The organism is Amycolatopsis sp. CA-126428 (assembly GCF_002904335.1).
Classification (GTDB): domain Bacteria; phylum Actinomycetota; class Actinomycetes; order Mycobacteriales; family Pseudonocardiaceae; genus Amycolatopsis.
In genome coordinates this window covers 223,214-248,270 of record NZ_PPHF01000030.1, presented here as the reverse complement: position 1 = coordinate 248,270, position 25,057 = coordinate 223,214, and the positions used below count along the sequence as shown (strand labels likewise).

Here is a 25,057-nt window from a genome sequence, read left to right as displayed (position 1 = left end):
GACCGCGCTTCGAAACGATCTCCGATGAACGCCTCGCGCGCCAGCGGCCAGAAGGCTTAATCCACGCGGAGCCGCCCATCCCCACAAAAAGGACATACTTCCCGGACAGTGCGACGCAGAGTAGAACGGCGTTCTCCAGGCGAAGTCATTGCGACTTCCGGGCCGCCAGCACCGCGTCGTAAAGCTCCTTTTTGGACACCCCGGTCGCTTCGGCGACCTCCGCCGCCGCGGACTTCAGGCGCTCGCCGGAGGCCACCCGCGCCGCGACTTCGTCCACCAGGTCCGCCACCGACACCGCCCGCGGCTCGGCCCCCGAGAGCACCACCGTGATCTCGCCGCGCACCCCGTCCGCAGCCCACGAAGCCAGCTCCGCGAGCGTGCCCCGCTTCACCTCTTCGTACGTCTTCGTCAGCTCCCGGCACACCGCGGCGGGGCGGTCCGGGCCCAGCACCGCGGCCGCGTCGGACAAGAGGGAGGCCAGCCGGTGCGGGGACTCGAAGAACACCGCCGTCCGGGGCTCGGCGCGCAACGACGTCAGCCACTTGGCCCGCTCGCCCGGCTTGCGCGGCGCGAACCCCTCGAAGCAGAACCGGTCACAGGGCAAACCGGACAACGCGAGCGCCGTCGTCACCGCGGACGGGCCCGGCAGGCACGTCACCGGCAGGTCTTCCGCCACGCACGCGGCCACCAGCCGGAAGCCCGGATCGGACACGCTGGGCATGCCCGCGTCCGTCACCAGGACCACCGTCTCGCCCGCGTGCAGCGCTTCGAGCAGCTTGGGCAGGCGCGCGGTCTCCACGTCCTCGTAGAAGCTCACCACCCGGCCGCGCGGGGTCACCTCCAGCGCCGACGCCAGCGATCGCAGCCGCCGGGTGTCCTCGGCCGCGATCACGTCGGCTTCCGCCAGGGCCGAAACCAGGCGCTGGGAAGCGTCGCGGACGTCGCCGAGCGGGGTGGCGGCGAGGATGAGGCGGCCCGAAGTCACCCGGCCAGCCTAGGCTGATCAGCGGATCCGGACGACGGACGCCCCGCCCCGCCCGTAGGATCGCCCCCGTGACCGCCGTGCTGACCCGTCCCGACGACGAAAGCGTCCGGCCGGACCCGGTCGAGGCGCTCCGGCCGCCCACCGACCGCGAGCTGACCCTGCTCGGCCGAGGCATGCCCACGGACCGGTTGCGCGGCTGGGTCGTCACCCTCGTGCTGACCGTGATCGGCGGCATCGTCCGGCTGCAGAACCTCGGCGTGCCGACCGACAAGGGCAGCCCCGTCTTCGACGAGAAGCACTACGTGCCGCAGGCGTGGCAGGTGCTGCGCAACGGCGGCTACGAGGACAACTACGGCTACGAACTGGTCGTCCACCCGCCGCTGGCGAAGCAGCTGATCGCCATCGGCGAATGGCTGTTCGGCTACAACGGCTGGGGCTGGCGCATCATGCCCGCACTGGCCGGCACGCTGCTGGTGCTGCTGGTCATCCGCGTCGCCCGCCGCCTGACCCGCTCGACGCTGCTCGGCGGCATCGCCGGCATCCTGGTGATCAGCGACGGCGTCCTGCACCTGCAGTCGCGGATGGGCATGCTCGACATCTTCATCGCGCTGTTCGTGTTCGCGGCGTTCGCCTGTGTGCTCGTCGACCGCGACCAGGTGCGCGAGCGGCTGGCGACGGCGGTCCGCGAGGGCTGGGTGAACGAGTCCGTCTGGGGACCCAAGCTGGGCTTCCGCTGGTGGCGGTTCGCGGCCGGGCTGATGATCGGGCTGACCTTCGGCGTCAAGTGGTCGGCGCTGTACTACATCGTCGCGTTCGGGCTGCTCACCGTGTTCTTCGACGTCGCCGCCCGCCGCGCCGCCGGCGTCGAACGGCCTTGGCTGGGCACGATCCGCCGGGACGTGCTGCCCGCGCTGTGGGCGATCCTGGTCATCCCGTTCCTGATGTACTTCGCCGCGTACTGGGCCTGGTTCGCCAGCGAGACCGCCACCGACCGGCACTACACCGAGATCAAGGACATCGCGCCGGGCTTCTGGTCGTGGATGCCGCCGGCGCTGCGCTCGCTCGGCGACTACACGGCGAACGTCCTGCACTTCCACGAAACGCTGGTCACGCCCAAGGACAACCCGCACCCGTGGGAGTCGAAGCCGTGGACGTGGCCGATGGGCCTGCGCCCGATGCTCTACAGCTACAACGGCGAGGTCACCGGCTGCGGCGAGGCCCGCTGCATCAGCGCGACGATGCTGATCGGCACGCCGGCGATGTGGTGGCTGGCGATCCCGATGCTCGGCTGGGCGGCGTGGCGCTCGATCTTCCGCGCGGACTGGCGCTACGCGGCCGTGCTGGTCGGCTACCTCGGCGGGTACGTCTTCTGGTTCACCAACATCGACCGCCAGATGTACTTCTTCTACGCGACGCCGCTGGCGGCGTTCCTGGTGCTGGGGCTGACGTTGTGCCTGGGCCAGATCCTCGGCAGCGCCCGGCGCGGCTTCGAGAGACGCGGCACGGGCCTGCTGGTGGTGTCGCTGTACGTCGGGCTGGTGGTGGCGAACTTCGCCTGGCTGTGGCCGATCCTGAACGGCATCGCGATCACGAACGGCCAGTGGGAGGCCGAGCGCTGGCTGCCGTCCTGGCGGTAGTCAGCCGGCGAAGTACGCCCCGGGCGTGACGCCGACGGCCCGCCGGAACGCCGCGACGAACGCGCTCGCCGAGCTGTACCCGACGCGGTGGGCCACCGTCTCCAGCGGGACGGCCTGGGCCAGCAGCGGCAGGGCCGCCCGCAGCCGCGCCTGGGTGCGCCAGGTCCCGAACGGCATCCGGCACTCGCGGACGAAGATCCGCGCCAGCGTCCGTTCCGCGGCCCCGACGTCGCGGCCGAACTCGGCGAGGGTCCGCGGGTCGGCCGGGTTCGCAAGCACGGCCGCCGCCACGTCGAGCGCGCGCGGGTCCGCCGGCGACGGCACCACGATCGGCACCACGTCCAGGGGCTCCAGCAGGTCGAAGGCCACGGCTTCGGCCCGCAGCCGGGCCGCGGGCGCGACGCCGTCGCCGGTCAGGTACTCCAGCAGCTCCCGCAGCAGCGGCCGGACGACGACCACCCGCGGCTGCGGCCACGACACCGGCGACCGCGCCGGGTCGGCGTAGATGCCGCGCAGCGCCGCCCGCCCGAGCGCGCCGGTGCGGTGCCGGACGCCGGCGGGCATCCAGAGGGCCCGCGTCGGCGGCAGCACCCAGCCGGCGTCGCCCGCCTTGACCGCGACGACCCCGCGGGCCGACCAGACCAGCTGGTGCGCCGGGTGCGCGTGCCACGGGAACCAGGTGCGGGCGGGCAGGTCGACCTCGCCGAGCAGCATGGCTTGACCGGTTCGCGACATCGGTTGGCAGCGTATCGGCTACCGGTCACCCGCGCGCCGAAATAGCGTCGGACGCATGCCGATGAACCTGATCCACCGCAAGATCTGCAGCTCGGAGAAGTGGGCCGCGACGGTCGAGGAGCGGCTGACACCCTGGCTGGCCCGCCACGACCTCGGCGACGACGTCCTCGAGATCGGCCCCGGCTTCGGCGCCACCACGACCGTGCTGCTCAAGGCGGTCCCGAAGCTGATCGTCCTGGAGATCGACCCCGCGTCGAGTGAGCTGCTGCGGGCGAAGTACGGCGACCGCGCGGAGGTCGTCGAGGGCAGCGGCGCGCAGATGCCGTTCGAGGCGAACCGGTTCTCGGCCGTCAAGCCTCGTGAGTGGTAAGGCGGGTTCTAACCCGCCTTACCACTCACGAGAGGTCAGCGGCGCGGGAGCTGGCTCCCCGGCTGGCGCGGCACGACCCGCGTCACCGGGCCGTCCGCGGACTTGCCCGCTCGCGACAGCCAGCCTTCGACCTCGCGGCGCACCGCGTTCAGCGTCGGACGCCGCCGCGGCTCCGGGTCCAGTGAGGCCGCCAGCAACCGGGCGTGCGCGCTGCGCTGCGGCAACCGCGACACCGGCTCGGCCCGGGCCGCCGCCATCAGCGCCGCCATCGGCGTCTCCCGTGTTCCGCGCGGTGGCTGGCCGGACAGCGCGTAGCTGATCGTCGCCGCCAGCTGCCACGCGTCGGACGCCGGGGACGCCGTCGCCCCCATGGCCTGCTCCGGGGCGACGAAGTCGGGCGTGCCGATCATCATCCCGGTGGCCGTCATCTTCGAATCGCCCTGGCTGCGGGCGATGCCGAAGTCGATCAGGTGGGCCAGGCCGCTGCGGTCGAGGACGATGTTCGACGGCTTGATGTCGCGGTGCAGGACGCCCTTCTCGTGTGCCGCCGCCAAGGCACCCGCCATCGTCGCCCACAGGCGGCCCGCGGCGACGTCGTCGAGCGGGCCCTGGCCGTCGACCAGCTCGGCCAGCGGACGGCCTTCGAGGTACTCCATCACCAGCGCGAGGCCGTCCGGCTCCTCGGCCAGGTCGTACACCTTGACGCAGTTCGGGTGGCTGACCACGGCCAGCGCGCGGGCCTCGCGCTGCATGCGCTCGGCCGTGTCGCGGTCCGGCGCGTGCGCGATCTTCAGCGCGACCGTGCGGTTCAGCTGGGTGTCGACGGCCTGCCAGACCGTGCCGAAGCCACCCGCGCCGAGCTGCTTGACGCGGCGGTAGCGGCTGCCACCGGCGTTGCGGGAGCCGGGCGGCGGCGGGATCGGGCCCGGCGCCGCGGCCAGCGCGCCGAGCGGCGGGGACGGCGGCTCGGGCGCGGAGGCCAGTGCCGTCTTCGGGTACGGCCGGTTGGCCGGGGGCGGTGGTGGTGGCGGCGGGGTCGGGCGCGGCTGGACCTGCGACGGCGGCGGCTCCTGCTGGCGGCGCGGCGGCGGCTCGTCCGACCGGTCCGACCGGTTGATCACCGACCACGGCGGCGGGCCGACCATCGCGACCGGGATCAGGCCCAGCACGCTGAACGGCAGGAAGCCCAGCAAGAAGTGCAGCGCGGTGTTCGCCTCCATGCCGACGCTGAACACCAGCATCGCGGCGAACGGGATCCAGAAGAACCGCGACGGCCACTTCGGGCCGCGGCGGAAGGCTGTGCGGCCCTGCAGCATGACGAAGAACAGCGAGCCGCCGCCCAGCACGGCGAAGGCCAGCAGGTACACGAAGAACGGGAGGTCACTGCCGGTCTTCGAGAACAGCACGTCGTAGACGCTCTGGCCGCCGCCCAGGTACTTCACCTGGCTGCCCACCCAGCAGCCGCCGTCGCCGCCGAGCGTGCCCAGTTCCGTCCGGCTCAGGCCGGTCTTGTCGCCGCCGAACGCCGCCCGGTAGACCCCCGACACGCCGTTCGACAGCAGCCACGGCAGCACCAGCGCGCTGACCAGGCCGATCCCCCCGAAGACGCCCAGCGTCGTCGCGTCGTAGCGGTTGCCGGTGCCCTTCCGGATGATCGACACGGCGACCGCGCCGATCGGCGGAAGCAGCGCGACGAGCGCGCCGGCCGCACTCGTGGCCCAGACCCATTCGCCGGGGCAGAAGCCCGGGCCGAACAAGGAATGGGCTAGCGAGAGCAACGCGCTCGCGAGTCCGTTCACCGCCGGGCTCCCCTCACTGTCCGTGTTCACTTCGTGGCCGTCACGCGGCGTTTCCCCGCGGTCCAGCTTAGGACGCTCCCGGGCTCCCTGAGGTTGCCGGGTCTTTCCGCGGCCGAATCCGGCGCGGCCACCGCTCCCGCGCCATGATGGGGATCGGCGGAACCGCCGACCCGAAGGAGCGGAGCATGGGCGCGTACTCCGAAGCCTACCGGCGCAGCCTGGCCGAGCCGGACGCGTTCTGGCTGGCCGCGGCGGAGTCGATCAGCTGGACCAGGCCACCGCGACGGGCGCTGGACGACACGAACCCGCCCTTCCACCGGTGGTTCCCGGACGCCGAGCTGAACACCTCCTACAACGCGCTGGACCGGCACGTCGAAGCCGGCCGCGGCGGCCAGGCCGCACTGATCTGGGACTCTCCCGTGACCGGACGGCAACGCACCTACACCTACGAGGAGCTGCGGGACACCGTCGCGCGCTTCGCCGGCGCGCTCAGCTCGCTCGGAGTCACGAAGGGTGACCGGGTGATCGTCTACCTGCCGATGGTGCCGGAGGCCGCGATCGCGATGCTGGCCTGCGCGCGGATCGGCGCCGTGCACTCGGTGGTCTTCGGCGGGTTCGCGCCGAAGGAGCTGGCCGCGCGGATCGAGGACGCGAAGCCGAAGGTCATCCTGGCGGCGTCCTGCGGCATCGAGCCGACGCGGGTGGTCGAGTACCAGCCGATCATCGAAGCCGCGCTGGGGATGACCGAGCACCAGCCCGACCACGTCGTCGTGCTGCAGCGCGAGCAGGCGCCGGCCGTGCTGACCGGGCGCGACCTCGACTGGCGGGAGCTGGCGGCCGGCGCCGGCCCGGCCGGCCCGGTGCCGGTGGCGGCGACCGATCCGCTGTACATCCTCTACACGTCCGGGACCACCGGGAAGCCGAAGGGCGTCGTGCGCGACACCGGCGGCCACGCCGTCGCGCTCGCCTACTCGATGGAAGCGGTCTACGACGCCCACGCCGGTGACGTCTGGTGGACGGCGTCCGACGTCGGCTGGGTCGTCGGGCACTCCTACATCGTGTACGCGCCGCTTCTCGTCGGAGCGACGACGGTCATGTACGAAGGCAAGCCCGTCGGCACGCCCGACGCGGGCGCGTTCTGGCGGGTCATCGCCGAGCACGGCGTCCAGGCGCTGTTCACCGCGCCGACCGCGTTGCGGGCCGTCAAGAAGGTCGACCCGGACGCCCGTGAGCTGGAGAAGTACGAGCTGAAGCAGTTCCGGACGCTGTTCATGGCCGGCGAGCGGCTCGACCCGGAGACCTACCACTGGGCGCACGAGAAGCTCGGCGTGCCGGTCGTCGACCACTGGTGGCAGACCGAGACCGGCTGGCCGATCGCCGCCAACCCGCGCGGCCTGGAGCCGATGGACGTCAAGGCGGGGTCCGCGACCAAGCCCGTCCCCGGCTGGGACGTCCGGATCCTCGACCAGGCGGGCGAGGAGCTGCCGGCCGGGCGCGAAGGCGCCATCACCGTGAAGCTGCCGCTGCCGCCGGGATCGCTGCCGACGCTGTGGGGCGACGACGAGCGGTACCGCGAGGCCTACCTCTCGCGTTACGAAGGCCATTACCTGACCGGCGACTCCGGCTACTTCGACGAAGACGGCTACCTGTTCGTCATGGGCCGGACCGACGACGTCATCAACGTCGCCGGGCACCGGCTGTCCACCGGGTCGATGGAGGCCGTGCTGGCTTCGCACCCGGCGGTCGCCGAGTGCGCCGTGATCGGCGTGGCCGACCAGCTCAAGGGCCAGCTGCCGCGGGGGTTCGTGGTGCTCAAGGCGGGCGCGGACGTTCCGGCGGACCGGCTGCGGGACGAACTCGTGGCGCTGGTCCGGCGGGACATCGGCCCGGTCGCCGCGTTCCGTGACGTGTCCATTGTGGACGCGCTGCCGAAGACGCGGTCGGGGAAGATCCTGCGCAAGACGATGCGCGCGATCGCCGACGGCCGCGACGAGGCGGTGCCTTCGACGATCGAGGACCCGAGCGTCCTGGAAGCGATCCGGGAAGCCCTTCGTTAAGAACTGTTCCAAATGCTCCGGCTGGTCTGTACCTTTGCGGGGAGGGAGTCCCCGACCGGAGGTGCTTCGATGCGCTTGTCCAGAGCCGTCCTGACCGCGGCCGTCGTGAGCCTCACGGCCGCCGGCCTGCCCGCTTCCGCGGCAGCCGCCGCGGCCGCTCCCGAACGGAGCGTGACCGACGTCGTCCCGGCGCCCGTCTCCGCGAAGGCCGATCCTCACGGTGAATTCCGGCTCACGCCGTCGACCGTGATCGCCGCCGACCGCGGCGCCGGCCAGGTCGCGGACTACCTGCGCGGCCTGCTGCGCCCGGCCACCGGCTTCCCGCTGCCGGTCGTGCCGCACGCCGCCGGCCTGCCCGCGCTCTCGCTGAAGCTGGGCCACGACCCGCGGATCGGCACCGAGGGTTACGAGCTGAAGGTCGCGCGCGACGGCGTCACGGTGAAGGCCAACACCGCGGACGGGCTCTTCGAAGGCGTGCAGTCGCTGCGGCAGCTGCTGCCGTCGGCGATCGACGCCCAGCGCGTGCAGCACCGGACGTGGACCGTCGCCGGCGGCACGATCCTCGACTACCCGCGCTTCGGCGAGCGCGGCGCGATGCTCGACGTCGCCCGGCACTTCTTCCGGCCCGACCAGGTGAAGCTGTACGTCGACCAGATCGCCCAGTACAAGGTCAACACGCTGCACCTGCACCTGGCCGACGACCAGGGCTGGCGGATCGAGATCAAGAGCTGGCCGAAGCTGGCGACGGTCGGCGGCAGGACCGCGGTCGACGGCGACCCGGGCGGCTACTACACGCAGGCGCAGTACCGGGACATCGTCGCGTACGCGGCTTCGCGGCACATCACGGTGATCCCGGAGATCGACATGCCGGGCCACACGAACGCGGCGCAGTCGACGTACGCCGAGCTGAACTGCGACGGGAAGGCCGTGCCGGTGCGCACGGACACCGAGGTCGGCTACAGCTCGCTGTGCATCTCCTCGCCGATCACGTACAAGTTCGTCGAGGACGTCGTGCGCGAGCTGGCGGCCCTCACGCCCGGCCCGTACCTGCACATCGGCGGCGACGAGGCGCACTCGACGCCGCCCGCCGACTACCTGACCTTCGAGCGGAAGGTGCAGCCGATCGTCGCCAAGTACGGCAAGAAGGTCACCGGCTGGCACGAGATCGCCAAGTCGGTCCCGCCGGTTTCGGCGGTCCCGCAGTACTGGGACTTCGGCGGCGACAACCCGGACGTCGCGGCGGCCGCGGCGCGCGGCAACAAGATCCTGATGTCGCCGGCGAACTACGCGTACCTCGACATGAAGTACAACGCGCAGACACCGCTCGGCCAGGACTGGGCCGCGCTGGTCGAGGTTCGCGACGGCTACAACTGGGATCCGGCGACGCTGGTCAACGGCGTGGGCGAGAGCCAGGTCGCGGGCGTCGAAGCGCCGCTGTGGACCGAGACGATCCGGACCAGCAACGACATCGAGTACATGGCGTTCCCGCGGCTGCCGGGGATCGCGGAGATCGGCTGGTCCCCGAAGTCGACCCACAACTGGAGCGCCTACCGCGCGCGGCTGGCGAAGCAGGCCCCGCGCTGGGTGGCGCAGGGCATCGACTTCTACCGCTCCCCGCAGGTCGACTGGAAGTGACCGCCAGGTCGTGAGTGGTAAGGAGGGTTCTAACCCGCCTTACCACTCACGACCCCCAGGCGGGCGCGAATGGCCCGCCTGGCCAGTTCGTAGGGCCGGGTTCCCCCGTTCAGGACGGCGTCGGCGTTGGCCGCGCGGCCCAGCGCGTGGAGTTCGAACGCCAGGACCTCGGCATCCGCGTCGACGTGGCCGAGCGCGACCGCTTCCGCCGCGATTTCCCGGAGGAAGGCGGCGAACGAGCCGTTCGCCGCCGCCACCGCGTCGTGCACCCGGCCCGGGCGCGCGTCGAACTCCGCGCCGACGTTGAAGAAGAAGCACCCGCCCGGGAAGACCCGGGTTTCCGAGTAGTCCAGCCACTTTTCGCACACCGCGCGCAGCCGGGGCAGGCCGGGCGCCACCGCCCGCGCCGGTGTCACGACGTGCGAGCGGAAGATGTCCAGCGCGGCTTCGATCGTCGCGAGCTGCAGCTCCTCCTTCGAGCCGAACAGCGCGAACACCCCGCTCTTGCTCAGCTCCAGCTCGATGGCCAGCCGGCCGAGGGACAGCCCCGCCAGGCCGTCGACCGAAGCGACGTCCACGGCCCGGCGCAGCACCACGCGCCGGGTCGCGTCGCCGCGCGCGATGCGGCCGTCACCCGGCACGCCGCGCCCGCCAGCGGTCCACAGTGGACTGGACGCCGTCGCGGTAGGCGGCCGAAAGCGCGGGCGTGGCCAGCACCCGGTCGGCGAGGTCCAGCGCCGCCTCGACCTTGTCCTCCGGCAGCTGCCCGTAGTTGGCGAAGGAGACCAGGTACACCTCGGTGATCGTCGGCCCGTCCGCGCGTTCGACCGGCTCGATCGCGCCGGACGTCGGCACCGTGCCGGGCCGCAGCACGCGCAGGTACCAGCCGCAGCGCCCGCTGTCGATCATCAGCGGGGTGACGTCCTTGCGGCCGGTCTTCATGGCCAGCTTGAAGCACGGCTGCCGCGGCTGCGAGACCTGGACCAGCGCGTCACCCCAGGCCCAGACGTCCCCGATCCGGACGTCGTCCTCGGTGACGCCGCTCAGCGAGACGTTCTCGCCGAAGCCACCCGGCTCGGCCTCGAAGCCCTCGGCCGCCCAGGCCGGGTAGTGCTCGGCGGGGTAGACGTAAACCGCTTTGTCGACCCCGCCGTGCACGGTGAGGTCGGCCTGCCGGTCACCGTCGAGGTTCAGCTCGGTCAGCGTCAGCTCCGGCGCCGCGACCCGCGCCTTCGTGATCGCGCTCAGCACCGGCCGGTCCCGCCGGTGGCCCAGGACGCTCGGTTCCCCCACAAACACGCCTTCGACGTTCATGGGCCCGAAGGTAGCACGATCGTTCGTACAGTTCCGCGCCTTTTACGGTTCGAGGTCCGCCACCCCTCGGCCACTCGCCATGTCGAACGGCACGGACGCCTGGTCGTGGACGATCACCCAGCCGTCGCCGCGGTGGCGGAAGACGAAGGTGGCCCGGACCCACATGCCGGCCACGGCTTCCCTGGTCGGCAGCGTGCCGCTGACCCGGCCGAAGCCGTGGCCGACGGCCAAGCCGGCGCTCACGGTGATCGTCAGGTCGCGCAGCTCGTAGTCCACCTTCTCGAAGATCGTGAACACCTTCGCCCAGTTCTTCAGCTTCGCTTCGACCCCGGCGTGCTGCAGCGGCGGTTCGACGTCGAAGGACACGACGTCCGGCGCGTAGATCCCGCGCAGCGCCTCGAGATCCTTGGCCCGCAGCGCTTCGACGACCTCGTCGAGCCGGCGCCTGATCGCGGCCTCCGCCTCCCCGCCCCGCAGCGGCGCCAGGGCGGTGCTCCAGGCGACGACGTGGTCGAGCAGGGTTTCCAGCGCGGCGAGCTGGTGATCGCCCGGCGCGAACACGGTGTGGTTCTCGAACTCCGTCGCCAACGGCAGCGTCACCTGCGGCGCCACGTCGGCCAGCTGCAGTGCCCCGCAGACCAGCCGCAACTGCTCGACCGAACGCGCGCCGCCGACGCCGCCGTACGAGACGAACCCGGCGGCCTTGCTGTTCCATTCGATGTGGATGTGGTCCATGGCGTTCTTGAGCACCCCGGGCAGGGAGTGGTTGTACTCCGGCGTGACGAAGACGAACCCGTCGCACGCCGCGACGACGGCCGCGAAGGCCCGGGTGCGCTCGTCCTGGTACCGCCCCGAGAAGCCCGGCGGCTCCTCGAGGTGGGGCAGCGGGTGATCACGCAGGTCGATCACGGCGAACTCCGCGTCACCCCGGCTCGCGGCCCGCTCGCGGACCCAGCGGGCGACCTGGTCCCCCTTGCGGCCCGGGCGGGTGCTGGCCAGCACGATCCCGATCTTGAGCATCGTTGTCCCCTGTTCGGTCGATGGTTGCCACCGGTACGACGAAACAGCCCACGGGAATGTCAGGCTCGTCACCGCGGCGCAGGACCAGGCCCCTGGCTCGGGTGAACTCGAAGTAGACACCGTCTACAGAAGTTTGATAGACAGTGTCTACAAGGTGAACCACGGGTTACGGAGATCGAGATGAGTTACCACCGATTCGTCGTCGTCGGCGACAGCTGCGCCGAAGGCCTCGACGACCCGTACCCGGACCAGCGCCACTACCGCGGCTGGGCCGACTTCGTCGCCGCCCGCCTGGCCGAGGACGAGCCCGGCTTCCGCTACGCCAACCTCGCCGTCCGCGGACGCCGGCTCGACCAGATCGTGCCCGAGCAGCTCCCGGCGGCCACCCGGCTGGCACCCGACCTGATCGCCCTCTTCGGCGGCGGCAACGACGTCATGAGCCGCGGCTGGGACGCCCGGACCGTCGCCCGCCGGGTCGACGCCGCCATCCGCGCCTGCACCGAGATCTCGCCCGTGGTCGTGACGTTCACGCTCAGCGACGTCTCCCGGCGGATGCCGCTGGGCGGCCGGATGCGGCCGCGGATCGTCGCGCTCAACGAGGCCATCCGCGAAGCGGCCGTCAGCTACGGCGCCCAGCTCATCGACCTGTGGCCCGACCAGGCCGTCACCGATTCGCGCTACTTCGGCGCCGACCGGCTGCACCTGTCCGCCCACGGCCACCGCCGGCTCGCCGCCTACGTCCTCGCCCGGCTCGGCCTCGACCACGACCCCGCGTGGCTCGCCCCGCTGCCCGGCACCGCGGCGACCGGCAGCCGGCGCGCCGACCTGCACTGGCTGCTCCGGGAAGTCCTGCCGGTCGCGGTGACGCGCACGCGCAACCGGCTGATCGGCCGCCAGCCCGGCGACGGCTTCTTCCCGAAGCGCCCGGACCTGCTCCCGATGACCTTGGACGAGGCGTGGGCACCCGGCAACGCCTGATCACGACGGCGTCGGAGCTGCTGGCCGAAGAAGGCGTCGGCGCGGTCACGCTGCGCGGGATCGCCAAGGCCGCCGGGGTTTCGCACGGCGCGCCGCTGCGGCACTTCTCGGGCCGCGCGGAGCTGCTGTCCGCCGTCGCGACCCGCGGGTACGCCGACCTGCTCGCCCGCCGGGAGACGCTGCCGGAAACGTCCCCGCGGGAGCGGCTCACCGCGGCCTGCCACAGCTACCTCGACTTCGCGCTCACCAACCCGGCGATGTTCGAGCTGATGTTCCGCCGCGACCTGGTCGACCCGGACGACCCGGCGCTCTCGGCGGCGGCGAGCGCGGTGTTCGACACCTTCGCCGTGCTGGTGGCGGCGGTGCCGACACCGGTCGCGCGGTCCGGTGCCGACCTGCGGCTGGTCGCCGCGTCGCTGTGGGCGGCGCTGCACGGCCTCGCCCAGCTGTGGCTGTGGGGCGGTCTCGCGGACGCGAGCTTCGCGCCGTCACCCGAAGCGGCGCTGGCCGTCACGCTCGACGCGTACCTCGACACGCCGACCCGGTCCACCCGCCCGAACACCTGATCGAATACCCTCTCGCCATGACCGAGTCAGACCCGCAGCTCGAGCGCATCCGCAAGCTGCTGGCGAAGGCCGAAGACCCGGCGGTCACCGAGGCGGAAGCCGAGGCGTACAACCAGAAGGCCGCCGAACTCGTCGCGCGGTACGGCATCGACCAGGCGATGCTCGCCGCGGCCGGGGCCGGCACCGACGAGATCGGCACGCTGAAGATCCCGATCGCGGACCCGTACAGCCGCGAGAAGGCGAGCCTGCTCACCTCGGTCGCGTACCCGCTGCGCTGCCGGACGCTGCTGCACCGCCTCGGCCAGAAGGTCGAGAGCGTCACGGTGTTCGGGTTCCGCTCCGACCTCGGCCGGGTGGAGCTGCTGTTCACCAGCCTCCTGCTGCAGGCGAGCACGCAGCTGACCCGAGTCCGGCCGGGCGGGTTCTTCCCCGGCGAATCCCTGGCCGCGTACCGGCGCACGTGGCTGCACGGCTTCGCCCGCGCGGTCCACGAACGGCTTTCCCAGGCCGAGCAGGAAGCCGTCCGCACAGCGGTGCCCGGCGAGCGGTCGGCGGAGCTGGTGGTCCGCGATCGCGCGCAGATGGTGCAGCACGCGTTCGACTCCGAGTACGGCGACCTGCGCGCCGCGTCGCCCAGAAGACTCAGCGGCAGCGGCTACCTCGACGGCCACGACGCCGGTACCCGGGCGAACCTCGACCCGGCCGCGCTGACCCGCCGCCGGAAAGCCCTGCGCTGAGCGTCGCCCGGTTGCCGCACGACGAAAGCCTGGTCTGACTCGGACGGCTGTGGACAAGTTCGGCTGTGCGCGCCGGGCCGCGCCGAAACTGTCGGTGCGCGCCGGTAGCGTGGAAGACGGGGGGCGCCCCCGAGCCGCCCGGAGCCGGACCGGCCCGGTCTAGCGCCGGAGGGTCGTGGACAACTTCGGACCGCGCGTGCCGGCCGCGCCGAAACTGTCGGTGCGTGCCGGTAGCGTGGAAGACGGGGGGCGCCCCCGAGCCGCCCAGCCCGCCGACTCGCGGCCGCCGCATGGGGCCCTGAACGCGCGGGCGGCGGAAACGGGGCTGCGCAAGCTGATCGTCTCGGTCCGCCCGATCGGCCAGGAGGCCGAGCCGGCGGTCCCGATGCCGGAGTACGCGGCCCGCCGCCGTCCCGACGGCCTCCTGGCCGACCGCTGGCTGCGCACCCACGAGCGGCTGGGGGGCGCGCGTGGTGAAGGTGTGCCCGTTCGCGGTGACGCTGGCGGCCTCCCTGGCGGACTGGCACGACTGGACGGGCGTGAAGCTCCAGGACGGCGAGAACTTCATCCCGGGCGGCATCGCGCCGGTGTACGCGTCGACCGCGTACGACACCGCGACCTACGTCGAGCCGAACGTCTGGCTCGAACACCCGATGTGATCTCCGGGATCACCCCGATGGCGCCGCCGGCGGCCACCTGCTAACTTTTGTTTGCATGTGGACGACCGGCGACGAGCTCCTGCGGCAGCTGGGCGCCCTCGGCAACCCGCACCGGCTGCGGATCATCGCGGCCCTGTCCGCCGAACGCACCTACGTCAGCAAGCTGGCCCGCGAGCTGCGGATCAGCCGCGCGCTGCTGCAGGTCCACCTGCGCAAGCTGGAAGCCGCGGGCCTGGTCTCCGCCAGCTCCGAAGTCGGCGAGGACGGCAAGACACTGCGGTTCTACGAGGTCACGCCGTTCTCCGCCGTCCTGACGCCACAAGCGATCGCGGCCGCCGTGCCGACGCTCACCACACCGGAATCCGTCCAGGGGGACGGCGAGGAGGGACGGACATGAACTGGCACCAGTGGCAGGAGATCATCGGCGTGACCGGGGTCTTCGTCCTGATCACGGTCGTGCTCTCGATCGCGATCGTGCAGCTGGCCTCGACCTGGCGCGCCAAGGCGAAGCTGGCGCGGGAGCACGAATACCGGTCGCTGGCCGAGAAAGCCGTCCGGACGCAGGAAGAAACCGAACGGCAGCTGCGGGACGTCCAGGACCGCTTGCGGTCCATCGAACACGTGCTCAAGGAGGTCGACTGACCGGATGAAGGCCCTGAACCGCCGAGCGGCAACTCGGCGGCCCAGGAGGAAGAAGCAACCACCTCGCCCGAGGGCGAGCTCTCATCGGATCACTCCTTCACGAGAGGACCTTAGTTCATGCTGCCTGCAGGCACCCCGGCTCACCGGCGGGGGCCGGTGGTCGAAGCCGTCACGAACTGGTCGCTGCGGCACCGCGCCGCCGCGATCCTCGGCTGGCTGGCGCTCGTCGCGCTGGCCTGGGCCGCCGGCACGTTCGCCCCCGGCACCGACGCGCGATCCAGCCCCGCCGGCGACGCCGGAACCGGCCAAGCCGTCCTCGACCGCCAGCACACCCGCGAACCCTTCTGGGAGAACGTCCTCGTCCAGCCCCTGTCCCGAGCGGCCACGGCCGACCTCGTGACCACGTTGGCCACGTCCGGCGCGGCCGCGGACATCCGCTCCCAGGTCTCCGCCGACAGCCGGTCGGAACTGGTCACTTTCCGGATCACCGGCACCGGAGCGGAAATCCGCACGCGCCTGGCAACAGCGACCGCGGCCGTCGACACGGTCGCCGCCCGGCACGCGGGCGTCCGGCTGGCCCAGGCCGGCGACCTCACCGTGTCCGGCGCGGTCGACCAGAGCATCAAGGAGGACATCGGGCGGTCCGAAGCCCGCTCGCTCCCGATCACCGTGCTGATCCTGCTGGTCGTGTTCGGCTCGCTGGTCGCGGCCGCGATCCCGGTCCTGCTGGCGGGTACCGCGGTGTTCGCCACCTTCGGCTTCCTGTCCGTTGTGGACAACTGGATCCCGGTCAACAGCGCGACTTCCGCGATCACGCTGCTGATCGGCATGGCGGTCGGCGTCGACTACTCGCTGTTCTTCCTGCGCCGGGTCCGCGAGGAATGCGAACACGGCGTCGACGAGTCGATCCGGATCGCGGCGCGGACGTCGGGGCACGTGATCGTCGTGTCGGGACTGACCGTCGTGCTGTGCGTGACCGGCCTGCTGTTCACCGGGCTCGACAACCTCCGGGGCCTGACCGCGGGCACGATCCTCGTCGTCGGCCTGGCCGTGCTGGCGGCGGTGACCGTGCTGCCCGCGACGCTTTCCCTGCTCGGCTCCCGCCTCGACCGCGGCCGGATCCCGTGGCTGGGGCGACGAAAGACGCGCTCCCGGTTCTGGGCGGCCGTGGCGACCGTCGTCACCCGGCGACCCGCGGTGTGGAGCGGCCTCGCGACCGCCTTGCTCGTGCTGCTCACCTTGCCCGCGCTGGGGATGCGGCTGCAGGACCCGGCCCCGACCGAGAGCCTGCCACGCAGCATCCCGGTGATCGACGCGGCCGTCCGCGTCCAGGAAGCGTTTCCCGGCCTCACCATGCCCGCGCACGTCGTCCTCTGGAACACCCGCGGCGGCCCGGTCGACACGCCTGCCCTGCGCCGGGCGATCGGCGAGCTCACCGCGGCGGTACCGCAACCGGCTGTCGTCGTCCCGGTGGACCAGGCGCTCGTCGTCCGGATCCCGCTCGGCGGCACCGGCAACGACGAAGCGGCGAGCCGCACGCTCACAGCGTTGCGCGAAACCCTGCTGCCGCAAACGGTCGGGCGGATCGGCGGCGTCGGGTACGCGGTGGCCGGCCGGACCGCCGAAGCCCACGACTTCACCACGCAGGTGCTCGCCCGGGCGCCGTACACCTTCGGGTTCATCCTGCTGCTCGCGTTCGTGCTGCTGCTCGTGGTGTTCCGGTCGGTCGCGGTGCCGGTGGTGTCGATCCTGCTCAACCTGCTTTCGGTCGGCGCCGCCTACGGCGTGCTCACCCTGGTGTTCCAGGGCGGCTTTCTGGCGCCCCTACTGGGTTTCACGCCCTACGGCGGGGTGCTCGGCTGGCTGCCGATGTTCCTCTTCGTGCTGCTGTTCGGCCTGAGCACCGACTACCACGTGTTCATCCTCAGCCGGATCCGCGAACGGCGGCGGCCGGGGGTGCCGGCCCGGCAGGCGATCGTCGAAGGCACCGCGAGCAGTTCCGGCGTGGTGACGAGCGCCGCGCTGATCATGACCGGGGTGTTCAGCGTCTTCCTCAGCCTCGCCGCGATCGAGTACAAGATGCTCGGTCTCGGCATGGCGTTCGCGATCCTGCTCGACGCGACGATCGTCCGCGGTGTCCTGCTGCCCGCCGCGCTGGCGTTGTTCGGCGACCGGCTCTGGCGCCAAGACACTGTAGAAAGCCTTAACGATCCCTCCAGAACTCTTCGCTTGTCCTGATAGATCTTTTTCGGCACCGTTGCTCTCATGAACGGTGGACGGGGCGCCTCGGCGCGCATAGTGGTGCTGGCCCTGCTGTGGGGCTCGGGTTTCCTCTGGATCAAGCTGGCCCTGACCGGCCTGAGCCCCGTCCACCTCACCCTCGTCCGGTGCGCCCTCGGCGCGCTGACGCTCTTGGTCATGGCCTTCGCGGCCCGGCAGCGGCTGCCCCGGGATCGCGGGACGTGGACCCGGCTGATCGTCGCGGCGTTCTTCTGCAACGCCCTGCCGTTCGCGCTGTTCGGCATCGGGGAACGCACCGTCGACTCCGGGATCGCCGGCGTCATGAACGCCACCACCCCGCTGTGGTCGCTGCTGATCGGCGTCGCGCTCGGCACCGAACGGCGGCTCAACCCCGCGCGGCTGCTCGGGCTGGCCCTCGGCTTCGCCGGCATCGTGGTGATCTTCGCGCCGTGGCAGCAGTCGGGGCTGCTGAGCACGGGTGCGCTCGCCCTGCTCGGCGCCGGCCTCAGCTACGCGATCGCGTTCGCTTACATGGCCAGGAAACTGCCGCCGGACGGCGCTCCGCTCGCGCTGTCGGCCGCGCAGCTGATGACCGCCACCGCGCTGACCGCCCTCGCGCTGCCGGTCGCGGGCACGGCACCGCACCTCACGCTCACCGCCGTCGTCGCCGTGACGATCCTCGGCGTCTTCGGGACCGGGATCACCTTCTACCTGAACTACCGGATCCTCTCCGACGAAGGCCCGACCGCCGCGGCGACGGTCGGCTACCTGCTGCCCGTCGTGTCGGTCGCGCTCGGCGCGCTCTTCCTCGGCGAGCCGCTGTCGCTCCGGGTGATCGGTGGCATGGCGGTCGTGCTCGTCGCCGTCGGCCTGACCCGGTGGCAGCCTCAGGTGCCGGCGAACTGCCCGGCGAGCTCGGCCGGCGGCCTGGCCACCCCGAAGTAGTCGCCGGTCGCCAGCTCCGCGCCGGCCGTGCGCCACCAGTTCGCCTGGTCTTCGGTGTGGATCCCGTCGACGACGAGCGTCGCGCCGACCTGCCGGACCAGCGGCACGAGGGCGCCGAGGAACGTCGAGTCCGACCACGCCTGCCACTCCGCAAGCCGCCGGTCGACGCGCACGATGTCCACCGGCAGGTCCTCGATCGCCCGCAGGTCGTCGGGCCCCAGCCCGAACTCGTCGAGCATGACGTGCACGCCGAGGTCGGTCAGTGCGACGACGTTCTCCATGACGCCGGACACCGGGAGCGCCCCGGCCGGGACCCCGAGCAGCAGTTGCTCGGGCGGCAGGCCGGTGTCCGCCAGCAACCGCGTCACGCGCGTGCCGAGCGCGTCGTCCGACACCTGGTGCCCGGTCAGGCCGACGACCATGGAGCGGCCGAAGCCCGCGCGCTGCCGCCACCACTCGCCCTGACGGGCCGTGGCGCGCAGCAGCCAGTCGCCGAGCGGCAGCATGAGCCCGGTCGACTCGGCGAGTTCCACGCAGCATTCGTGCGAAAGCGCCGTGTCGTCCGGCCGGTTCCAGTGCAGGCGGGCTTCGACACCGGCGGCTCCGCCGTCCGCCAGCCGCGCCATCGGCCGGTACCGCACGCCGATCTCGCCGTGTTCCCAGGCGCCGGCCATGCCGACGGCCCGCGCCTGCGTCCGCCGGTCGTGGGCGTCGGCCTCCCGGTCGAACATCCGCCACTGGCCGCGGCGCCGGTCCTTGGCGCGCCGCAGCGTCTGGTCCGCCTGGCGCAGCAGTTCCACCGGGTCGATGCCCTTCGCCGGCCGGTGCACCACCCCGGCGCTGGCCGACAGCGCGAGCCCGTGCCCGTCGACGAAGAACGGCTCGGCGAGCTCGTCGTTGATCGCGCGCACGATGGTGTCGATGTCCGGCGTCGACTCGGTGTTCTCGACCAGGATGCCGAACTCGTCGCTGTGGAACCGCGCGATCATGGCGTTTTCGCGGGCCATCACCGCCTTGAGCCGCTGCGCGAAGTGCACCAGCAGCTGCTCGCCGACGCGGCGGCCGAGGCTGTTGCAGACCATGCCGAACGCGTCGAGGTCGACGTGGAACAGCGTGACACCGTACGCCGGGTCGGCGCGCCGCAGCGCCGTTTCCAGGTGAGTGCCGAAGTACTGGCGGTTCGGCAGCCCGGTGAGGACGTCGTGCAGCGCCTGGCGGCTCAGCTCGCCCTGCAGCAGCATCAGCTCGGTGCCGTCCTCGATCACGACGACGAAGTGGGACGGCCGGTCATCGGCGTCGCGCAGCAGCGAGGCGGTGAGCGAGATGCGGACGACGTCGCCGTCCCGGCGCAGCAACCGCTCCGACTGCCGGATCCGCTCCTTGCCGCCGTCCAGGAGCGCCATCATCGCGTCGCGGAGGACCTCGACGGATTCGGGGTGGACGACGTCGTAGAGCACCGAGCCGGCCAGCTCGCCGACCGGGTGCCCGAGCATCTCGGCCAGCGCCGCGTTGGCCCGCACGATCCGGCCGTCGAGGGCGACGACGGCGATCCCGCTCGCCGACGACGTCACGACTTCGTCGAAACGCGCTTCGCTCTGCTTCAGGTTCCACTGGGCGTCCCGCACCGCTTTGAGCAGCGACAGGTGCATGATCTCCTGCTGGTCGAGGACGCTGCGCTCGTGCGCGAGCAGGAAGCCGCAGGACAGCGCGCCCAGCGCCGCGACGACCCGGTCGGCGGCGCCCTCCACCGCCTGGAATTCGGGCAGCGCGGGCAGGCCCTTCCCGAGGACCTCGAGCGTGCACCGCAGCCCGGGCTCGCCGACGTAGCCGAGGGCGACCAGCCGCGCGCCGATCCGCTCGGCCGGGCTCAGGTCCGGGGGCGTTCGGTGCGCGGAATCGCCGCGGTGCAGCGCATCGCAGAGCAGGCCGAGGAGGCCGCCGAGCTCCACGTCGAGCTCCTCCCGGCTCAGCGAGACGACTGTCACGCCGCTGAGCAGGTACGCCCATTTCCGGGCGAGCCGGGTCCGCCCGCGGTCCGCATCGGGTGCGGCGGGCTGGTCCGGCTGGGGTTCGATCATCGGCATGGGAGAGGCCCGCATCAGATCTTGCGGCCGATTCCGGCGTTCGTCGCGGATCGGCCGGCCGATCCGGCTTCGACGATATCGAATCCGGCGGAAAGCGCGAAAACCCCGGCGCGCGTTCGCGAGATCCCCTGAGCAGCGCAAGCGCGGACCGGCCCGGGGATTTCGATACCCGGTGGGGTCCATTCCGGTGATCGTGTCACGAACAACACCTTCTCAGTTCAGTCGGACCGGAAAGAGCTTAGCGATTCCCCGCGGTCCGGCTACTGGGCCATCCGCGTGAGCCCACACCACCCGATCGGGCACTGTCCGGTTCGCCCGGGCGCGCCTACCGTAAGCCGTCTCCTGGGGAAATCCGCACAATGGCGCAACGGGGAGTACGCATGGGCGTCCCGGTCGCACCGGGCCGGTGGCCTTTTCTCGGGCACACTCCGGCACTCCTCCGGCAACGCTTCGCATTCACCGACGCATTGCCCGCGCACGGCGAGATCGTGAAGCTCTATCTCGGTCCGGCGCCCGTCTACTTCGTCGCGAGCCCGCGATTGGCCCACGAAGTGCTGGTCAACGAGGGGCCGAAGTTTCGCAAGGGCGCCATGTTCGACAAGTTCCGGCCGTTCGTCGGAAATGGCTTGGTGCTTTCGAACGGCGACTTCCATCTGCGGCAGCGCCGGCTGATGCAACCGGCGTTCCACCGCGACCGCCTGACCGCGTACGCGGAGATCATGCGGCGCGCGGCGGCGGAGATGAGCGGCTCGTGGCGAGCCGGCGAAGTGCGGGAGATCGACGACGACCTGCAGAGCCTCGCGGTGACGATCGTCGGTGAAGCACTGTTTTCCACCGAACTGGGAAAAGCCGCGATCGCCGAAGCCCGCCGTTCGATTTACGTGATCATCCAGCAGGGAATGATTCGCGCGTTGTCGCCCAAGTTCGTCGAAAAGCTCCCGGTGCCCGGCAACCGCCGGTTCGACGAGGCGATCGCCCGGATGCAGGGGATCGTCATCGAGGTGATCCGCGACTGGCGGCGCGAAGGCACCGACCGCGGCGACCTGCTGTCGACGTTGCTGCTGGCCGGCATGACCGACGAGCAGGCGCGGGACGAGGTGCTCACCCTGCTCACCGCCGGCATCGAGACGACGGCGCTGGCGCTGGCCTGGACGTTCCACGAGCTCGGCCGGCGCCCGGACATCGAGGCGCGGGTGCACACCGAGCTCGACGAGGTGCTGGGCGGCCGCCCGGTCACCATCGACGACCTCCCCCGGCTGACCTACGTCCGGCAGGTGGTCGACGAAGTGCTGCGGCAGTACCCGCTCTGGATGCTGATGCGCCGCACCCTCACCGAAGTCGACCTCGGCGGCACCCGCCTGCCGGAGGGCGCCGAAGTGATCGTCAGCCCGCACGCGCTCCACCACGACCCCACGTCGTTCACCGACCCGGACCGGTTCGACCCGGACCGCTGGGAACCGGCCCGGGCGGCGACGATCCCGAAGGGCGCGTTCGTGCCGTTCGGGGCGGGGACCCGGCAGTGCATCGGAAACCGCTTCGCCCAGAACGAAATCGTCATCACGGTCGCCACGGTGGCCGCGCGCTGGCGGCTGGTACCGGTGGCGGGCAAGCCGGTCCGGGTGAAGTTCACCTCCGCCGCCTATCCCGACAGTCTCCCGATGACGGCGGTTCCCCGCTAGCCCCAGCCCCGGGACAGTGGGCAGATCGTGGACAGTTCCCGGACAGTTGCCGGTGATTCGCGCCGGTCCGGCCGCGCGCGTAATACAAACGGGCCCCAGGCACGAAAGCACCGGGGAGGGCGCATGCGGGTCGTGGCGGTCATGAACTACAAGGGCGGCGTGGGCAAGACGACGCTGACCGCCAACCTCGGGGCGGTGGCGGCGAGCCGCGGCCTGCGCGTTCTCCTGCTCGACCTCGATCCGCAGACCAACCTCACCTTCTCGTTCTTCTCGATCGACGACTGGCACGAGCGCCTCGCGGACCAGCGCACGATCAAGCAGTGGTACGGGGCCGAAATGCCCGGCCGGGACATCCCGCTGCCCCAGCTCGTCGTGTCGCCGGACCGGGTGAACGCCGTCCTCGACGGCACCGGCGGCCGGCTCGACCTGATCTCCTCCCACCTCGGCCTGATCGACATCGACCTCGAACTCGCCGCGCTGCTCGGCGGGACGACCACCCTCGACGGATCGAAGCGGCGGTTCCTGGACCTGCACGGCTGCCTGCGCCAGGCACTGGCCGACAGCTTCTTCGCCGAGTACGACCTGGTCCTCATCGACTGCGCCCCGAACTTCGGCCTCGTCACCAAGACGGCGATCGTCGCGAGCGAGCACATCCTCGTCCCGGCCAAGGCGGACTACCTGTCCACGTTGGGGCTGGACTACCTGGTGGGCAACTGCACCGGCCTGACGCAGCAGTTCAACGACTTCGTCCACCACAAGGGCGGCGACCGGGACCACGAGCCGATCGAGCCGGAATTCCTCGGCGTGGTGTTCACCATGGTGCAGATCTACGCCCAGCAGGTGACGGCCGCCCAGCACCGCTACTTCGAGGAAGTGCAGGCGAACTCCCAGGTTCCGGTGCTGAAGAGCTACGTCCGCAACAGCTCCCACTTCGGGGACGCGGGCGAAAACGGCGTGCCGGCCATGCTGCGCGCCGCCGGCCGGGACAACGTCGTGCGGGAATTCGACGAGCTCGTCGACGAGGTCCTCGGCGCGCTTTCGCTGTCCGGTGACCGCCGGTGAGCGAACTGAAGAAGCTGGCGGCGTTGCAGGCCCGCGTGTACGAATTTCTGGCCCAGCAGGACGAGGCCACGCTGGAAGCCATCCTCGGCGGGACGGCCCGGCTCGCGGTGGCCGGGCTGCCCCGGGATCTGTCGAAACTGACTGTTCCCGAGCTGAAGGCGCTGGCCAAGGAGCGCGGCTTGGGCCCGTTCGGCAAGCTCAGAAAGGCCGAGTTGATCGAGCTGCTCACCAACCCCGGCTCCGGCGCACCCCCGGCCGAACCGCCGCCGCCACCCGCCCCCGCTGCGCCGCGGCCGGTCGCCAGTCCGCCGCCGCCGGTCATCGCGAGATCGGACGTCGACGCGGCCGCCATCGCCTCGCGCCTGCGGGAAACCGAAACCGAAGACGAAGGCGCGTCCTACCTGGACGCGCAGCACCTCGATCGGGAGAGCCTGCTCGCCGTCGCCGCCGAGCTGCAGCTCACCCGGGTGGACCGCTTGAGCCAGAAGGAACTGACGAAGCGGGTGCTCAAGCAGGCCATCGGGGCCCGGCGCAAGTTCGCCGGGCTGCGGAAGTGGTGACCGCCGAGGGCCGTTCGATGTACCTGATCGGCGGCCGCCGCGTCACGGTGCCGGACCTGCTGGAAGCCGGGCTGCTCAAGGCGGGGGCGAAACTCAGGTTCAAGCGCAAGCGCATCGGTGCGACCTTCGACGCGACCGTCACCGGCACCGGCCGGATCCGGCTCGAACCCGACGGTGAGGAGTTCCGGTCGCCCTCCCGCGCGGCGATGGTGGCCGCCGGGATGCGCGCGGTGGACGGCTGGCGGGCCTGGGTGGTGGTGGACGAGAAGCGCCTGCTGGATTCGGTGCGCCAGGAGTTCCTCGACCAGGCGATCTCGGCCGCGAACCCGCAGACCGAAGACCGAGCGCCGCAGCGCGTCCACGAGCGCTTGCGGCAGGCCCGCACCCGCGCCGACCAGGGTGACCCCGAGCGCATCACCGTCCGCGAGCTGCTGAAGCTGTGGGGCGTGGCCGATCGCGGCGACCAGATCAGCCAGATCGAAGCGGACCTGGCCAACCACGGGCTGGTGACGTCCCCCGGCTTCCGCGCGGTCACGCTCGACACCGTGGTCACCTTGACCACACCCCGGGACGAAACGGAAGTCCCGCCGGCACCCGACCCCCTGCCGCCCGCCGAAGACGACGAGGGCGGCGACGACCTGAACGTCCGCCTGACGGTGGGCAACCTGACACCGCTCGACGGCGTCGGGTCCGTCGGGCCCAGCAGTTCGCTCGAAGAAGCGATCACCACCATGCTCCTCAACGACTACTCGCAGCTCGCCGTGCTGAGCGGCCCGCGCAACCCCCGCGGCGCCGTGACGTGGCGCTCGATCGCCCAGGCGATGCACCGGAAACCCGGCGCGGCCGTCGCCGACGCGATCGTCCGCGCCGAAGTCGTCGCCTACGACCGCGACCTCTTCGACGTCCTGCCCACCCTCCAGCAGCGCGAGTTCGTCCTCGTCACGGACGAAAGCAAGGCCGTGAAGGGCATCGTCACGACCGCGGACGTCGCCCGGCGCTACGGCGAGATGGCCACCCCGTTCTTCCAGCTGGGCGAGCTGGACCAGACGCTCCGCTGGATCCTGCGGTGCTCGCTGGACATCCCGACCGTCCAGCCGCTGTGCGGCCGGGCGATCGCGGAGTTCGACCAGCTGGGCTTCGGCGACTACCAGCGGATCCTGGAGAACAAGGAGATCTGGGACCGGCTCGGCTGGCCGCTGGACCGGCAGAAGTTCGTCGACCGCCTCGACGAGATCCGGCGCATCCGCAACAGCGTGATGCACTTCCACCCGGATCCGGTCTCCGAAGACGCGGTCGAAAAGCTGCGGAACTTCACCATGCTGCTGCACCGGTACCGCGCCCCGGCGTAGCCG

Annotated in this window: 23 protein-coding genes and 1 pseudogene; 16 read left to right on the top strand and 8 right to left on the bottom strand. The window is 71.6% G+C overall.

Annotated elements, in window-relative coordinates; all coding sequences use genetic code 11:
* Window positions 1-145: 145 nt before the first annotated feature.
* Complete coding sequence (gene rsmI, locus C2L58_RS07925; protein WP_103336869.1) at window positions 146-985, bottom strand: 16S rRNA (cytidine(1402)-2'-O)-methyltransferase; 840 nt, start codon at window positions 983-985, stop codon at window positions 146-148.
* A gap of 68 nt (window positions 986-1,053) precedes the next feature.
* Here rsmI and C2L58_RS07920 point away from each other — a divergent pair, with 68 nt between their 5' ends.
* On the top strand, window positions 1,054-2,622 hold the full coding sequence (locus C2L58_RS07920) for a dolichyl-phosphate-mannose--protein mannosyltransferase (RefSeq protein ID WP_103336868.1): 1,569 nt from the start codon (window positions 1,054-1,056) through the stop codon (window positions 2,620-2,622).
* Here the strand turns inward: C2L58_RS07920 and C2L58_RS07915 are convergent, their stop codons facing one another.
* Complete coding sequence (locus C2L58_RS07915) at window positions 2,623-3,336, bottom strand: AraC family transcriptional regulator (protein ID WP_103336867.1); 714 nt, start codon at window positions 3,334-3,336, stop codon at window positions 2,623-2,625. It lies immediately after the preceding gene.
* Window positions 3,337-3,412: 76 nt separating this feature from the next.
* Here C2L58_RS07915 and C2L58_RS07910 point away from each other — a divergent pair, with 76 nt between their 5' ends.
* Window positions 3,413-3,727, top strand: coding sequence for an rRNA adenine N-6-methyltransferase family protein (locus C2L58_RS07910; RefSeq protein ID WP_233225612.1), 315 nt, complete (start codon window positions 3,413-3,415; stop codon window positions 3,725-3,727).
* Between the two features lie 35 nt (window positions 3,728-3,762).
* Here the strand turns inward: C2L58_RS07910 and C2L58_RS07905 are convergent, their stop codons facing one another.
* Window positions 3,763-5,526, bottom strand: coding sequence for a serine/threonine-protein kinase (locus tag C2L58_RS07905; protein ID WP_103337114.1), 1,764 nt, complete (start codon window positions 5,524-5,526; stop codon window positions 3,763-3,765).
* A 185-nt stretch (window positions 5,527-5,711) separates the two neighbouring features.
* Between C2L58_RS07905 and C2L58_RS07900 the strand changes: the two genes are divergently transcribed.
* Together C2L58_RS07900 and C2L58_RS07895 are read left to right on the top strand one after the other, a co-directional pair.
* Window positions 5,712-7,583, top strand: coding sequence for a propionyl-CoA synthetase (locus C2L58_RS07900; RefSeq protein ID WP_103337113.1), 1,872 nt, complete (start codon window positions 5,712-5,714; stop codon window positions 7,581-7,583).
* 69 nt (window positions 7,584-7,652) lie between these two features.
* Complete coding sequence (locus tag C2L58_RS07895) at window positions 7,653-9,218, top strand: beta-N-acetylhexosaminidase (RefSeq protein ID WP_103336866.1); 1,566 nt, start codon at window positions 7,653-7,655, stop codon at window positions 9,216-9,218.
* Window positions 9,219-9,247: 29 nt separating this feature from the next.
* On the opposite strand, the gene C2L58_RS07890 is transcribed toward C2L58_RS07895, so the two are convergent.
* Genes C2L58_RS07890 through C2L58_RS07880 form a run of 3 tightly spaced genes read right to left on the bottom strand, consistent with a single transcriptional unit; the run spans window position 9,248 to window position 11,552 of the window.
* Window positions 9,248-9,859, bottom strand: coding sequence for a TetR/AcrR family transcriptional regulator (locus C2L58_RS07890; protein ID WP_103336865.1), 612 nt, complete (start codon window positions 9,857-9,859; stop codon window positions 9,248-9,250).
* Entirely contained in the window at window positions 9,849-10,532 is a 684-nt protein-coding gene (locus C2L58_RS07885) for an MOSC domain-containing protein (protein WP_103336864.1), read from the bottom strand. The genes C2L58_RS07890 and C2L58_RS07885 overlap by 11 nt, the downstream gene beginning before the upstream one ends.
* A 42-nt stretch (window positions 10,533-10,574) precedes the next feature.
* On the bottom strand, window positions 10,575-11,552 hold the full coding sequence (locus C2L58_RS07880) for an NAD(P)H-dependent oxidoreductase (RefSeq protein WP_103336863.1): 978 nt from the start codon (window positions 11,550-11,552) through the stop codon (window positions 10,575-10,577).
* A gap of 180 nt (window positions 11,553-11,732) precedes the next feature.
* Between C2L58_RS07880 and C2L58_RS07875 the strand changes: the two genes are divergently transcribed.
* The 8 genes and pseudogenes from C2L58_RS07875 to C2L58_RS07840 all read left to right on the top strand — a co-directional run bounded on the left by C2L58_RS07875 (window position 11,733) and on the right by C2L58_RS07840 (window position 18,320).
* The gene (locus tag C2L58_RS07875) at window positions 11,733-12,530 is read left to right on the top strand and encodes an SGNH/GDSL hydrolase family protein (protein ID WP_103336862.1); all 798 of its coding nucleotides are present in this window, start codon (window positions 11,733-11,735) and stop codon (window positions 12,528-12,530) included.
* Window positions 12,509-13,096 carry a TetR/AcrR family transcriptional regulator gene (locus tag C2L58_RS07870; protein WP_103336861.1) on the top strand — a complete coding sequence of 196 codons (588 nt, stop codon included), beginning with the start codon at window positions 12,509-12,511 and terminating at the stop codon, window positions 13,094-13,096. Before C2L58_RS07875 ends, C2L58_RS07870 begins: the two co-directional genes overlap by 22 nt.
* Before the next feature lie 17 nt (window positions 13,097-13,113).
* Entirely contained in the window at window positions 13,114-13,833 is a 720-nt protein-coding gene (locus tag C2L58_RS07865) for a DUF2786 domain-containing protein (RefSeq protein WP_103336860.1), read from the top strand.
* 295 nt (window positions 13,834-14,128) lie between these two features.
* A pseudogene (locus C2L58_RS51465) lies at window positions 14,129-14,492 on the top strand (Long-chain-fatty-acid--CoA ligase); the annotation flags it as partial.
* 55 nt (window positions 14,493-14,547) lie between these two features.
* Complete coding sequence (locus tag C2L58_RS07855) at window positions 14,548-14,889, top strand: ArsR/SmtB family transcription factor (RefSeq protein WP_103336859.1); 342 nt, start codon at window positions 14,548-14,550, stop codon at window positions 14,887-14,889.
* Window positions 14,886-15,134 (top strand): hypothetical protein, encoded by a 249-nt coding sequence (locus C2L58_RS07850; protein ID WP_086861548.1) that lies wholly within the window; start codon window positions 14,886-14,888, stop codon window positions 15,132-15,134. The genes C2L58_RS07855 and C2L58_RS07850 overlap by 4 nt, the downstream gene beginning before the upstream one ends.
* 117 nt (window positions 15,135-15,251) lie before the next feature.
* The gene (locus tag C2L58_RS07845) at window positions 15,252-17,372 is read left to right on the top strand and encodes an MMPL family transporter (protein WP_199191154.1); all 2,121 of its coding nucleotides are present in this window, start codon (window positions 15,252-15,254) and stop codon (window positions 17,370-17,372) included.
* Between the two features lie 27 nt (window positions 17,373-17,399).
* On the top strand, window positions 17,400-18,320 hold the full coding sequence (locus C2L58_RS07840) for a DMT family transporter (RefSeq protein WP_103336858.1): 921 nt from the start codon (window positions 17,400-17,402) through the stop codon (window positions 18,318-18,320).
* Here the strand turns inward: C2L58_RS07840 and C2L58_RS07835 are convergent.
* Together C2L58_RS07835 and C2L58_RS49750 are read right to left on the bottom strand one after the other, a co-directional pair.
* Window positions 18,263-20,398 carry a putative bifunctional diguanylate cyclase/phosphodiesterase gene (locus C2L58_RS07835; RefSeq protein ID WP_233225610.1) on the bottom strand — a complete coding sequence of 712 codons (2,136 nt, stop codon included), beginning with the start codon at window positions 20,396-20,398 and terminating at the stop codon, window positions 18,263-18,265. The two genes, C2L58_RS07840 and C2L58_RS07835, sit on opposite strands and share 58 nt — an antisense overlap.
* A 20-nt stretch (window positions 20,399-20,418) precedes the next feature.
* Window positions 20,419-20,604, bottom strand: a complete 186-nt coding sequence (locus C2L58_RS49750) for a hypothetical protein (protein WP_199191153.1) — start codon at window positions 20,602-20,604, stop codon at window positions 20,419-20,421.
* A gap of 180 nt (window positions 20,605-20,784) precedes the next feature.
* Between C2L58_RS49750 and C2L58_RS07825 the strand changes: the two genes are divergently transcribed.
* The 4 genes from C2L58_RS07825 (at window position 20,785) to C2L58_RS07810 (ending at window position 25,054) form a co-directional block, all read left to right on the top strand.
* Window positions 20,785-22,083 carry a cytochrome P450 gene (locus tag C2L58_RS07825; RefSeq protein ID WP_103336856.1) on the top strand — a complete coding sequence of 433 codons (1,299 nt, stop codon included), beginning with the start codon at window positions 20,785-20,787 and terminating at the stop codon, window positions 22,081-22,083.
* Window positions 22,084-22,206: 123 nt separating this feature from the next.
* Window positions 22,207-23,145, top strand: coding sequence for a ParA family protein (locus tag C2L58_RS07820; protein WP_103336855.1), 939 nt, complete (start codon window positions 22,207-22,209; stop codon window positions 23,143-23,145).
* Window positions 23,142-23,705 carry an SAP domain-containing protein gene (locus C2L58_RS07815; protein WP_103336854.1) on the top strand — a complete coding sequence of 188 codons (564 nt, stop codon included), beginning with the start codon at window positions 23,142-23,144 and terminating at the stop codon, window positions 23,703-23,705. The genes C2L58_RS07820 and C2L58_RS07815 overlap by 4 nt, the downstream gene beginning before the upstream one ends.
* Window positions 23,702-25,054: a CBS domain-containing protein gene (locus C2L58_RS07810; protein ID WP_103336853.1), complete on the top strand. Its 1,353-nt coding sequence runs from the start codon at window positions 23,702-23,704 to the stop codon at window positions 25,052-25,054. Before C2L58_RS07815 ends, C2L58_RS07810 begins: the two co-directional genes overlap by 4 nt.
* Window positions 25,055-25,057: the final 3 nt, after the last annotated feature.